Raw genomic sequence first — 12,882 nt, forward strand, 5'->3', positions numbered from 1 at the left:
ACGCCTCATCGGGGCAGGGCGCATCGCCCGTCGTCGAATGCTCAGGCGGCGCGCGCCTGTTTCAGGGCCTTTTTGAGATCTTTACCGCTCAGACCGGCGGCTTCGGCCTTCTTCATACGCATGATGACGACGGGGCATTTGAAGCAGCGCGTCTTCTTCCGGCAGCACTTTTTCTTCGGCTTGAGGCTGGAGACCTTCTTCGCCTTTACCTTGCCCACGCGGGTTAGCTTACCCTAAGTACAAAGGCTGACACGTGCCCGCCACTTCGGTACCGGTAGTCTGGAACAGGCCGCGAGCAAGATTCATGCGTGCCAAATACATCAACAGCAGGAGGATCCAGGCGTGTCGTCTACACGCGATTTCCGCAACGTCGCCATCGTGGCCCACGTCGACCACGGCAAGACGACCCTGGTCGACGCCATGCTTCGTCAGTCGGGCGCGTTCGCTGAGCGAGCCGAACTGGTCGACCGAGTCATGGACTCCGGTGACCTCGAGCGCGAGAAGGGCATCACCATTCTCGCGAAGAACACCGCCGTCCATCGGCACCACCCCGACGGTTCCGTCACCGTCATCAATGTCATCGATACCCCCGGCCACGCCGACTTCGGTGGTGAGGTCGAACGCGGCCTCTCCATGGTCGACGGTGTCGTCCTGCTCGTCGACGCGTCCGAGGGCCCGCTCCCGCAGACCCGTTTCGTGCTGCGCAAGGCGCTCGCGGCCAAGCTGCCGGTGATCCTGGTCGTCAACAAGACCGACCGGCCCGACGCCCGTATCGCCGAGGTCGTCGAGGAGTCGCACGATCTGCTGCTCGACCTGGCCTCGGATCTCGACGACGAGGCCGCCGAAGCCGCCGAGCTCGCGCTCGACCTGCCGGTGCTCTACGCCTCGGGTCGTGAGGGCAAGGCGTCCAAGGAGCGGCCGGAGAACGGTTCCGCGCCCGCCGCGGAGAACCTCGACGCGCTGTTCGACGTGCTCATGGAGTACATCCCGGCGCCCAAGGGCGACCCGGAGGGCCCGCTGCAGGCCCACGTCACCAACCTCGACGCGTCGGCCTTCCTCGGCCGTCTCGCGCTGGTTCGTATCTTCAGCGGTGAGCTGCGCAAGGGCCAGAACGTGGCCTGGATCAACGCCGACGGTGTGAAGACCGTCAAGATCACCGAGCTGCTGCAGACCGTCGGTGTGGAGCGTCTGCCCGGTGAGGTGGCCGTGGCCGGTGACATCGTCGCCATCGCGGGCATCTCCGACATCATGATCGGCGACACCCTCGCCGACGTGGAGAACCCGGTCGCGCTGCCGCGCATCTCGGTCGACGAGCCGGCCATCTCGGTGGTCATCGGCACCAACACCTCGCCGCTGGTCGGCCGGGTGCAGGGCCACAAGCTCACCGCCCGCATGGTGAAGGCGCGCCTGGATCAGGAACTGATCGGCAACGTGTCGCTGCGCGTGCTCGACATCGGCCGTCCCGACGCCTGGGAGGTGCAGGGCCGTGGTGAGCTGGCGCTGGCCATCCTGGTGGAGCAGATGCGCCGCGAGGGCTTCGAGCTCACCGTCGGCAAGCCGCAGGTGGTCACCAAGCAGGTCGACGGCAAGGTGCACGAGCCGTTCGAAGAGCTGACCATCGACTGCCCCGACGAGTACCTGGGTGCCATCACCCAGCTGCTGGCCGCCCGCAAGGGCAAGATGGTGCAGATGAGCAACCACGCCGCCGGTTGGGTGCGCATGGAGTTCATCGTCCCGTCGCGTGGCCTGATCGGCTTCCGCACCGTGTTCCTCACCGAGACCCGCGGCACCGGCATCGCCAACGCCGTGTCCCACGGGTACGCGCCGTGGGCCGGTGAGATCCGCGCCCGCCACACCGGTTCGCTGGTGTCGGACCGTGCGGGCTCCGTCACCCCGTTCGCGATGATCCAGCTGGCCGACCGTGGTCAGTTCTTCGTCGAGCCGGGTGCGGAGACCTACGAGGGCCACGTGGTCGGCATCAACCCGCGTGCCGAGGATCTCGATATCAATGTGACCCGCGAGAAGAAGCTGACCAACATGCGCAGCGCGACCGCGGACACCTTCGAGACCATGGCCAAGCCCCTGCAGCTCGATCTCGAGCTGGCGATGGAGTTCTGTGCCGGCGACGAGTGCGTGGAGGTCACCCCCGAGGTGGTCCGCGTGCGCAAGGTCGTGCTCGGCGCCAACGAGCGGGCGCGTGACCTGTCGCGTCGCAAGGCCCGCGACAAGGCCGCCGCCTCGAGCTAGCGGTCGGTAGGTGTTTCACGGCGTCGGCCGGGTACCGGAAACGGGCCCGGCCGACGCCTTTTGTGCAGTCCGGCAACGGATCGAGGGGTCAAGTAGAGTGCGCAGGGTGAATTCGGGGTGGCGCGCGATGTGGCGCGCGATGTGGCGCGCGATGGTGCTGGCGATGATCGCCTCGACGGTGGTCGTGGCCGGGTGCACCGCGAATCCGCCGCCGCCGATCGAGAGCACCGATTCGCCCAAGACCACCCAGGCCAAGCCGGGCAAGAACACCGTCGTCGTCGCCATCGACGACATCGGGATCGGATTCAACCCGCATCTGCGTTCGGATCAGTCGCCCGCGACCAACGCGGTGAGTTCGATGGTGTTGCCGAGCCCGTTCCGGCCGGTACCCAATCCGGCGCACCCCGGTGTGGTGGATTTCGTGCCCGACTCGGCGCTGATCGTGTCGGCCGATGTGACCTCGCAGGAACCGTTCACCATCACCTATACCCTGCGTAATCAGGCGAATTGGTCCGACGGCGCGCCGATCGCCGCCGAGGACTTCCGGTTCCTGTGGCAGCAGATGATCTCCCAGCCCGGCGTGGTCGACCCGGCGGGGTACCGGCTGATCTCCGACGTGGCGTCCTCGGGTGGGGGCAAAACGGTCACTGTGACGCTGACCCAGCCGTACCCGGCATGGCGTGAGCTGTTCGCGAACCTGCTGCCCTCGCACCTGGTGAAGGACTCCCCGGGCGGATTCACCAGCGGACTCGTGGATCGGATTCCGGTGTCGGGCGGCAACTTCACGATCAAGTCCGTGGATCGCGGACGCGACGAGATCCTGCTCGAACGCAACGACCGGTTCTGGGGCACCCCGGCCGCACCCGATCAGATCCTGTTGCGGCGCGGCGGATCTCCCTCCCAGCTCGCCGAATCCCTGCGCACCGGCGACGCGCAGATGGCACTCGTGCACGGCGGCGTCGCCACCCAGGCGCAACTCGCCGCCATCCCGGCGGTGCGCACGACGATCATGCCGCAGGCACGGGAACTGCAACTCACCCTCAACGGCCGCTCCGGCGACCTGGTCGACGTGCGCGTGCGCAAGGCGCTGCTGGCCCTACTCGATCCCGCCCTGCTCGCCACCGTCGGGGCGCAGAGCGGTGGCTGGGTGGAACCCGCTCGCGCCCAAGTACTTCCACCGTCGAGCCCCGGCTATCTGCCGACCGCCCCGCCCCGGCTCAACGCCGACGAGGCGTTCGCCCTGCTTGCCGAGGCGGGCTTCGGTCGCGCCCCGGAGACGCCGCAGACCAGTTCGCCCACTTCGCCAGCGCCGCAACCACGTTCGGTGGCACGCAACGGCAAGGGCTTGTCGGTGCGCATCGGCGCGGTCGCCGAGGACGAGGCGGCGCTGGCCGTCGCCAATACCGCCGCCGACCAATTGCGCAGTGCCGGAATCGATGCCACCGTGCGCGGCATCCCCGCCGACGAACTCTACGGTCGCGAGCTCACCGAGTCGTCGGTCGACGCGATCGTCGGGTGGGAACTCGCGGGCGGTGATCCGGCGACGGTGCTCGCCTCCCGGTACGGATGTCCGCCGGTGGAGCCGCCGGGTGCCGACGGCCCGGTGCTGGCCGCGGCCGAGGCCTACCGGCAGGCACCGAGCAATGTCGGCGGCGTCTGCGATCCGGGCTTGCAACCGTCGATCGACGAGGCGCTGCGCGGAATCGACGTGGGCCGGATCGTCGCCGAGGCCGAGCCGAAACTGTGGGAACTGTCGACGGTGCTGCCGATCGTGCAGGACAACGTCGTCGCGGCGGCGGGCCCGCGCGTGGACGGCGCGTCACTGTCGGGCGCCATCCAGGTAGGCATCTTCGGTGATACGGCACAGTGGCGGAGGATCCCATGACGCGTGAGACCGGCGGCCTGCTCCTGGTGCACGCCCACCCCGACGACGAAACCCTCACCACCGGTGGCACTATCGCGCACTACCGCCGTCGTGGTGTGCCGGTGACAGTGGTGACCTGCACGCTCGGTGAGGAAGGCGAGGTCATCGGCGAGCGCTGGGCGCGCCTGGTCGCCGCCGAGGCCGACCAGCTCGGCGGCTACCGCATCAGCGAACTCACCGCCGCCCTCGCCGCGCTCGACGCGGGCGAACCGTTGTTCCTCGGCGGGCCGGGCCGCTGGCGGGATTCCGGGATGGCGGGCACGCCGTCGGCCGAGCATCCGCGCGCGTTCGTGAACTCCGGTGACGCGGCGGTCGACGAACTCGTCGCGGTGCTGCTGGAACTGCGCCCGCGCGTGGTCGTCACCTACGACCCGCGCGGCGGCTACGGCCATCCCGACCACATCCGGGCACACCACGTCACCACCGCCGCCGTGGCCGCGGCCGCCGAACAGGGCTTCGACGTGCCCAAGTTCTACTGGACCGTGACCGACGCCGACCTGCTGCGCCAGCACACCGCCGCCCTCGCCCGCCGCACCGTCGACGGACTGCCCGGCGCCCTGCCGGAAGGGTGGCGGTTGCCCGTGGAGGCGGAGCTGGCGGCGATGTCGACCACCGCCGGGGTGAGCACCGTGGTCGACGTGCCGGACGTGCTCGCCGCCAAGCGTGCGGCCATGCGCGCGCACGCCACCCAGGTGAGCCTCGCGCCGAGCGGCCGGGAGTTCGCGCTGTCGAACAACATCGCCCTGCCGGTGCTGCCGGAGGAACATTTCACCCTGGTGCGTGGTACCCGTGGGCCGGTCGGCGACGACGGGTTCGAGCACGACCTGTTCGCCGGCCTCGAATGAGCCGCTGGCGCGGGTTCCGGTGCTGTCGACCGGCTGCCCGGGTCGGGTTGGCACGTCCCGGCACACCGGCCGAATAGACTCGCCCGCATGGTGACCGACTCCGACCAGCCGGCCGCTCAGCCCACCGCTGTGCGCCGGGCCGTTCGTCTGCCCGCGCCGCCCGATCCGCTCGTCGCCGGGCTCATCGTCGTGCTGTTGCTGGCCGACGCGCTCATCACGCTCGCGCTCGAGGTGCTTTTCCTGCCGCTGTACATCGGTTCGGTCCCGCTGCCGGTCGCGGCGTTGCTGGCCGGGGTGGTGAATGTGGGTCTGGTGTACGGGATGTCGACCGTCACCGATCGGCTCGGTTTCATCTTCGCCCCGATTGTGTTGTGGCTCTTCGGTTTCCTGCTGTGTGCCTCGCGCGGCCCGGGTGGTGACGTGATGCTCGGCAACGACGGGCGCACCCTGCTCCTGCTGGCCTGCGGGGTGCTCGCGCCCATGGGTTACCTGTATTTCCGGGCGAATTCGCCCCGCGCGCACCCGGCGGGCTGATCACACCCGCCGGGTCTCGATCCCGTCGAGGATGAGGTCCAGTTCGCGGGTGAACTTGTCGAACACGGCCGGATCGGGCCTGTCCCGCAGTCGCGCGAGCTGGTCGGTGTAGCGCTGGTGCAGGCGGGGGAAGGGGCGGGCGGCGGCCTCGCTGGCGGCCAGCACCTGGGTGGCCCACTGTTCGCTGGACAGGCCGCTCTGCGCGATCGTCATCAGCATGGCGGCCTCGCCGCCGCATGAGCCGACGACGAACTGGAAGACGGCGTTGCCCGCGATGTCGACCACGTCGTCGGGCAGGCCCGCGGCATCGAGGATCGCGATCATCGAGTCGGTGAGCCGCATCATGTTGGGGCCGAGGTACATCAGCGCGGCCGTGCTGAGGACGACGGTGATCCACGGGTGCGCGAGCAGGGTCTTGCGCACTCCGGCGGCTTGTTCGTGCATCACCTCGCGCCAGCGGTCGCCGTCGGGGGCAGGGACGGCAACCTCGCCGATCACCTGGTCGACGACCAGTTCCAGGAGCTCGTCCTTGTTGGCGACGTGGGTGTAGAGCGAGGTCGCGCCCGCGCCGAGCCGGGCGCCGAGTTTGCGCATGCTCAGGGCGTCGAAACCCTCCTCGTCGAGCAGGCGGATCGCCTCCGCCACGATCTGGTCGCGGCTCAGCGCGGGTTGGTCGCGGCGTTCGCGGGGCGGCCTGGTCCACACCGACGGGATCCCGGTCGGGCTCGCTGCCATCGCTGCCTCCTCTTCTGTGGCGGGTCTGGTCCAGCATAGCCGGTGCATGAACAGTGTTCGGTGGCCGTACAACGTTCCTCTTGCGTACGTCGTTCCCTGAACCGTACAGTGTTCGCATTGACCGCACACTGTGCGGCGAGCTTCGGAAAGGGGAGCAAAGATGTCAACGCTCACGAAGGCGCGCGATCCGCGCCGGTGGCTGATCCTGATCGTGCTGTGCCTGAGCAGCCTGGTGCTGGTCGTGGACAATATGGTGCTCACGGTCGCGATCCCGTAGATCGCCACCGACCTCGGCGCGAGCGCCCAGCAGATCCAATGGATCATCGACGCCTACCTGCTGGTCTTCGCGGGACTGCTGCTCACTTCCGGCAGTCTCTCCGACCGGTTCGGCCGCAAGCTGGTGATGATCATCGGGCTGGTGATCTTCGGCGCGGCCTCACTGCTCGCGGCCTATGCGGCCAGTCCGGAACTGCTGATCGCCGGGCGCGCGCTGATGGGCATCGGCGGGGTGCTCATCATGCCGAGCACGCTGTCGATCCTGATCACCGTCTTCGACGACGACGAACGACCCAAGGCGATCGGCGCGTGGAGTGCCGTGGCGACCGTGGGCCTGGTCGGCGGCCCCGTGGTCGGTGGTGTGCTGCTCGAACACTTCTGGTGGGGGTCGGTTTTCGTCATGAACGTGCCGATCGTCGTGGTCGCTCTCGTCGCCGCGCTCGTGCTCATGCCCGAATCGAAGGGCCCGTGGCGCACCCCCGACTTCCCCGGCATGCTCACCTCCGTCGTCGGCATGACGGCGCTGGTCTGGACGATCATCTCGGTGCCGCACGCGGGCTGGACCGATTCCGGTGTGCTCGCCGGCTTCGCCGTGACGGTCGTTGCCCTCGCCGCCTTCGTCGTGCGTGAGCTGCGCACCGACTCGCCGATGGTTCCGCTGCACTTGTTCCGCGACCGCACCTTCACCGGGTCGAGCTTCTCGCTGGTGTTGGTGACCTTCGCCAACGGCGGGCTCGTGCTCGTGCTCACCCAGTACCTGCAGTTCGTGCTCGGCTACACCCCGATGCGCACCGCGCTCGCCTTCACGCCGATGGCGGTGACGCTGCTGCTCGCCAACGGAATCGGCGCGGTGCTGGTCGGCAAGCTGGGAGCCCGGATCGTCACCATCGCCGGACTCGTGGTGGTCGCCGCCGGTTTCGCGGTCCTCGCCACCCTCGACGCCGGAGCGAGCTTCACCCTGCCCGCCGTGGCGATGGCGCTGCTCGGCGCCGGTGGTGGTCTGGCCATGCCCGCCGCGATCGGCGCGCTGATGAGCGCGGTCCCCGAGGACCACGCGGGTGTCGGTTCGGCACTCAACGACACCATCCAGCAGGCGGGCGCCGCGCTCGGCGTCGCGGTGCTCGGCGCCATCCTGGCGGGCACCTTCGCCGGCGCCATGCCGGACTCCGCGCCGGACGCGGCGAGGGAGTCCATCGCGGGTGCTCTCGGTACCGGAGACGCGGGGCTGATCGGGTCGGCTCGCGACGCCTTCTGCACCGCCATGCAGGTCACCTTCGGTGTGGGTGCACTCGCCTCGATCGCAGCCGCAGTACTCGCCGTGGTGTTGATGCGGGACGTGAAGAAGCCTGAGGCCGAGACCGATTCGGCACCGGCGACGGTGGGCGTCTGACGCAACGGTGCGGCGCACCGCAAGGACGACGCGGACGTGGCGAGCCCTGATGCATGACGAAGCAAGCGGCCGGGAGTCCTCCTACTTCCGGCCGCTGCCGCGTCTCGAGTGTTCAGCGGTGCTTTGAGGGCGGAAGTCCTCCGGTTCTCGGCCGCTGCAGAGGGGTCGACGAACCCCTTGCAGCCCCGGGGTGACGGCGTCGATCAGGGCTACCGCGTCGTCGTAGGGAATGTCGACCACCGAATACGCCTTCTTGCCCGCGGCCGTGGCGGCGACCACTGTGGCCAGGCCGGCGCGGCGCTGCCAGAAGGTCTGGCGGATGGTCCAGCCGATGATGCCGGGAGCTTCGAGGCAGTCGCGATTGCGGTCGAGGCTGCCGCTGCGGGTGATGAGCCAGGTGGGACCGGTATCGGCGGGGAGAACGCGGTGACCGAGGCTGCGGTACCTGTCCTCGGCCAGCGCCGCCATCAGCCCGGCGAATACCACGGGCACGATCCAGATCCACACGGGCAGTGGACCTTCGACCAGAGCGAGCACGATCATGGCGACCAGCGAGATGCCCACCGGCCAGGCCGCCCGCACATACCGACGCCGATGTGCCGCGCGACCGTGCGAGATCAAGTCGACCGTTCCCAGCATGGTGCCGGAAATGCCTTGCGGCACAGCATAATCCGGCTTGGTGAGCGCTGGTCGTCGATGAGTGCGCAGGAGTTCGTCGAGGGTGCGTTCGACGGCCGCGCGCGGCGCCTGGGGGAGTACCTTCTGACGCGGATTCTCCCCGGTCATGATCATTTCCAGCTGGGCGGCGCGGGCCGCACGCAGCAGCAGCGGATCGTTGAGCGTGGCGCCACGGAAGCGGGCCAGGTCGAGGGTGATCTGGCGGGTGGTGAAGAGCCCGTGTCGCAGGTGCAGCGTCGAACCGTTGTCGAGCACGCGCAGTCCGTACCACGTGGCCAGGTACTGCCCGCAGGCGGCGAGGCTCACCAGCAGCAGGGTGAGGACGACCATCGCGGCGATCACGAGGGCGACCACGGCGACGCTGTCGTGCCCGATCTCCTGTGCGGGAGCGGATTTCACGATCCACTCGAGCACCCCGTACTGCGCCGCCAACCCGGCGATCGGGGCGACGATGGCCAGCCCGGTCAGCGACAACGGTGCGTACCGAACCCACGCGGGTCGCCAATGTCCGATCTCGACGCCGGATTCGTGGACGGGCGCGGCGTCGTCGGCGGGCCGTTCTGCGGATCGTCCTGTGTGCGAGAGCAATTCGGTACGTAAGGTGGGAATCCGGCTCGTGTCGAGCGCGTCGAGCTTGAATTCCTCGTCCTTGGCGGTATCGGTCCCGGTGCCGATGGTCAGCACCGCCAGACCCAGAACCCGGTGCAGCAGATTGGCTTCCACGTCCACCGAGCGGATCCGTGGCCGTGGTACCGACAGCGTCCGGCGGCCGACGACGCCGGTGCGCAACTGCACGTGATCGGCGTCGATGCGATAGGTCGTGGTGAACCACCGCAGCACACCGAACGCGGCGACGAGCAGTACCGGGATCAGGCTCCACAGCGGATTGCCGCTGGTGGTACCGACGATCACCGAACCGAGCAGGACCGGAATGTATTTCACGATCTCGGTGACCGGATACACCAGCAGCATGCGCGGGTCGAGCCGCTGCCATGGTGTCTCGTTCATGTGGCGTCTCCGCGATGTTGGGCGGCGATGGCGGTCAGCCGAAGCACCGTCTGCTCGGCGACGGGCAGGTCGAGCGCGCTGATCTTCACCGCCCCGGCCGACGACGCGGTGGTGACCGTGACCGTGGCCAGCCCGAGTATCCGCTCGAGCGGGCCACGCTCGGTGTCCACCGTCTGCACCCGCGAGATCGGCGCCACCCGGGACTCCTGATCCAGCCACCCCACCCGCGTGTACACGGCCTCGTCGGTGACTTCCCATCGGTGCACCGCGAACCGCCACAGCGGAACCACGACGAGCCCGAGCACCGCGAGCGCGACCAGCGCCAGCCCGGCGACCAGCTGCCAGCCGCGACGGTCGTCGACGAACATCCACACCGCGAGAGCCGCCGCGAGCACGACGATGCCGACGGCGTTCTCCAGCGCCCACAGCAGTTTCGCCTTGGGGCTTGGCCGCCAGGCCGGGTCGGCGAGGATGGTCGAACGCGGCAACGACATGCTGACATCGTGGCACGAGGGTGTGACGAGTTCGCCCGGCTCGGGAATATGTGCCCGCGCGGCCGAGGTTGTGGCCGAGGAAGACGACCCTCGCGCGCCCGCAACGGGCGGCGTGACCAGCCCACCACACGTTCGGGAGAGAAGTAGCGCATGATCGACGGGGTGAGCGACCTTCCACTGCCGAGCGTTCCGCCGAACCCGCCGAGTGCCTCGGCCATGCGCCGGGCGCTGCGACGGGCCCGCGACGGCGTCACGTTGAACGTCGACGAGGCGACCGTCCTGCTGCACGCCACCGGCGACGACCTGGCCGATCTGTGCGCCAGCGCCGCCCGGGTCCGCGACGCCGGGCTCGAATCCGCGGGCAGACCACGCACCATCACCTACTCACGCAATGTGTTCATCCCGCTCACCCGGCTGTGTCGCGACAAGTGTCACTACTGCACCTTCGTGACCGTGCCGGGCAAGCTGCGAGCCGAGGGCAAGGGGATGTTCCTCGAACCCGACGAGGTACTCGAGATCGCCAGGCAAGGTGCGGCGCTCGGCTGCAAGGAAGCCCTGTTCACCCTGGGCGACCGCCCCGAGGACCGCTGGCCCGAGGCCGCGCAGTGGCTCGACGAACGCGGCTACGACTCCACCCTCGACTACCTGCGCGCGGTGTCGATCCTCGTGCTCGAGGAGACCGGCCTGCTGCCGCACCTGAACCCCGGCGTGATGAGCTGGAACGAGATCGCGCGGCTCAAGCCGGTCGCCCAGTCGATGGGCATGATGCTCGAGACCACCGCCACCCGGTTGTTCACCGAGAAGGGCGCCTGCCATTTCGGCAGCCCCGACAAGGACCCGGCGGTGCGGCTGCGCGCCATCACCGACGCGGGCAGGCTCTCGGTGCCCTACACCACCGGCATCCTGGTCGGTATCGGTGAGACGCTCGCCGAACGCGCCGACTCGATCATGGCGATCCGCAAGCTGCATCGCGAGTTCGGGCACATCCAGGAAGTGATCGTGCAGAACTTCCGGGCGAAGTCCGATACCGCCATGCGCGACGCGCCCGACGCCGACGTGGCCGAGTTCCTCGCCACGGTCGCGGTGACCAGGCTGCTGCTCGGCCCGGATGTTCCGGTGCAGGCGCCGCCGAACCTGGTGTCGCACAGCGACTGCCGCGCCCTGATCGACGCGGGTATCGACGACTGGGGCGGTGTGTCGCCGTTGACGGTCGACCACGTGAACCCCGAACGTCCGTGGCCCAATCTCGACACGCTGCGCGAGATCACCGAGGCGGCCGGGTTCACCCTCGCCGAACGCACCTCCGCGCATCCGAAATATGTGCGCGCGGGCCACCCCTGGATCGATCCGCGCATCGGCGCGCACGTCGCGGCGCTCACCGATCCGGCCACCGGGCTGGCCAGGTCCGAGGCGATGCCCGTCGGGCTCGCCTGGCAGGAACCCGACGAGTCGTGGGACTCGGCGGGCCGGGTGGACCTCAACACCGCTATCGACTCCGAGGGACGCATCACCGACAGCCGCAGCGACTCCGGTCTCGGCCAAGAGGTGGTCGGCGCGTTCGGCGACTGGGAGACCATTCGCGAACACGCCCGCGACCTGGCCGTCACCGCACCCGAACGGCTCGATTCCGAGGTGCTCGACGCGCTGCGCGCCGCCGAGAACGACCCGGCGGGCCTGACCGACGACCAGTACCTCGCACTCGCCACCGCCGACGGTGTGGCACTGGATGCCGTTGCGGCCCTTGCCGATCAGCTCCGGCGCGAGGTGTCCGGTGACGAGGTCACCTACGTGGTGAACCGCAATATCAACTTCACCAACATCTGCTACACCGGCTGCCGGTTCTGCGCGTTCGCCCAGCGCAAGGGCGACGCCGACGCCTTCACGCTGAGCACCGACGAAGTGGCCGACCGTGCCTGGGAAGCCCACGTGGACGGTGCCACCGAGATCTGCATGCAGGGCGGCATCGACCCCGAGTTGCCCGTCACCGGGTACGCCGACCTGGTGCGCGCCATCAAGGCCCGCGTCCCGTCGATGCACGTGCACGCCTTCAGTCCGATGGAGATCGTCAACGGTGCCTCCCGTGGTGGACAGAGCATCCGCGACTGGCTCGCGGCGCTGAAGGAGGCCGGGCTCGGTTCGATCCCCGGCACCGCCGCCGAGATCCTCGACGACGAGGTGCGCTGGGTGCTCACCAAGGGCAAACTGCCGACCTCGGCCTGGATCGAGGTGATCACCACCGCTCACGAACTGGGCATCCCGTCGAGTTCGACGATGATGTACGGCCACGTCGACAACCCGAAGCATTGGGTCGGCCACCTGCGGGTACTGCGCGAAATCCAGGACCGCACCGGCGGTTTCACCGAGTTCGTGCCACTGCCGTTCGTCCACCAGAGCGCCCCGCTGTACCTGGCGGGCGCCGCGCGTCCCGGCCCGACCAACCGCGACAACCGCGCCGTCCACGCCCTCGCGCGCATCATGCTGCACGGCCGCATCCACAACATCCAGACCAGCTGGGTGAAGCTTGGCACGGTCGGCACCCAGATGATGCTCTCGGGCGGCGCCAACGATCTCGGCGGAACGCTGATGGAGGAAACCATCTCCCGCATGGCGGGCTCCCAGCACGGCTCGGCAAAGACCGTCGCCGAACTCACCGAGATCGCGGCAGGCATCGACCGCCCGGTCCGCGAACGAACCACCACCTACGGGATAGTCGACCGCACGCCCCGCGCCCTCCCGCTGACGGTGAGCTGA

General features: G+C 68.9%; 10 protein-coding genes. 6 read left to right on the forward strand and 4 right to left on the reverse strand.

From position 1 onward, the window contains the following. Window positions 1–41 precede the first annotated feature (41 nt). The gene (locus tag AB0I35_RS20075) at window positions 42–218 is read right to left on the reverse strand and encodes a hypothetical protein (protein ID WP_166655726.1); all 177 of its coding nucleotides are present in this window, start codon (window positions 216–218) and stop codon (window positions 42–44) included. Window positions 219–342: 124 nt separating this feature from the next. Between AB0I35_RS20075 and typA the strand changes: the two genes are divergently transcribed. The 4 genes from typA (at window position 343) to AB0I35_RS20095 (ending at window position 5,550) form a co-directional block, all read left to right on the forward strand. Continuing rightward, the gene (typA, locus tag AB0I35_RS20080) at window positions 343–2,247 is read left to right on the forward strand and encodes a translational GTPase TypA (RefSeq protein ID WP_357397598.1); all 1,905 of its coding nucleotides are present in this window, start codon (window positions 343–345) and stop codon (window positions 2,245–2,247) included. Window positions 2,248–2,386: 139 nt separating this feature from the next. Next, window positions 2,387–4,132, forward strand: a complete 1,746-nt coding sequence (locus tag AB0I35_RS20085) for an ABC transporter family substrate-binding protein (protein ID WP_357397643.1) — start codon at window positions 2,387–2,389, stop codon at window positions 4,130–4,132. After that, window positions 4,129–5,016 carry an N-acetyl-1-D-myo-inositol-2-amino-2-deoxy-alpha-D-glucopyranoside deacetylase gene (gene mshB, locus AB0I35_RS20090; protein WP_357397599.1) on the forward strand — a complete coding sequence of 296 codons (888 nt, stop codon included), beginning with the start codon at window positions 4,129–4,131 and terminating at the stop codon, window positions 5,014–5,016. The genes AB0I35_RS20085 and mshB overlap by 4 nt, the downstream gene beginning before the upstream one ends. An 87-nt stretch (window positions 5,017–5,103) precedes the next feature. Next, window positions 5,104–5,550, forward strand: coding sequence for a hypothetical protein (locus AB0I35_RS20095; protein ID WP_357397600.1), 447 nt, complete (start codon window positions 5,104–5,106; stop codon window positions 5,548–5,550). Here AB0I35_RS20095 and AB0I35_RS20100 read toward each other — a convergent pair whose 3' ends face one another. Continuing rightward, a complete protein-coding gene (locus AB0I35_RS20100) occupies window positions 5,551–6,285 on the reverse strand; it encodes a TetR/AcrR family transcriptional regulator C-terminal domain-containing protein (protein ID WP_357397601.1) in 735 nt (244 codons plus the stop codon). It abuts the gene before it with no gap. Between the two features lie 277 nt (window positions 6,286–6,562). Between AB0I35_RS20100 and AB0I35_RS20105 the strand changes: the two genes are divergently transcribed. Then, window positions 6,563–7,951 carry an MFS transporter gene (locus tag AB0I35_RS20105; protein ID WP_357397644.1) on the forward strand — a complete coding sequence of 463 codons (1,389 nt, stop codon included), beginning with the start codon at window positions 6,563–6,565 and terminating at the stop codon, window positions 7,949–7,951. 81 nt (window positions 7,952–8,032) lie between these two features. Here the strand turns inward: AB0I35_RS20105 and AB0I35_RS20110 are convergent, their stop codons facing one another. Then, entirely contained in the window at window positions 8,033–9,637 is a 1,605-nt protein-coding gene (locus AB0I35_RS20110; RefSeq protein ID WP_357397602.1) for a PH domain-containing protein, read from the reverse strand. Further along, on the reverse strand, window positions 9,634–10,131 hold the full coding sequence (locus AB0I35_RS20115) for a PH domain-containing protein (RefSeq protein ID WP_357397603.1): 498 nt from the start codon (window positions 10,129–10,131) through the stop codon (window positions 9,634–9,636). Before AB0I35_RS20115 ends, AB0I35_RS20110 begins: the two co-directional genes overlap by 4 nt. A 150-nt stretch (window positions 10,132–10,281) precedes the next feature. Here AB0I35_RS20115 and AB0I35_RS20120 point away from each other — a divergent pair, with 150 nt between their 5' ends. Further along, on the forward strand, window positions 10,282–12,882 hold the full coding sequence (locus AB0I35_RS20120) for a bifunctional FO biosynthesis protein CofGH (protein WP_357397604.1): 2,601 nt from the start codon (window positions 10,282–10,284) through the stop codon (window positions 12,880–12,882).

The organism is Nocardia sp. NPDC050378 (assembly GCF_040655675.1).
Taxonomy (GTDB): Bacteria; Actinomycetota; Actinomycetes; order Mycobacteriales; family Mycobacteriaceae; genus Nocardia; species Nocardia coubleae.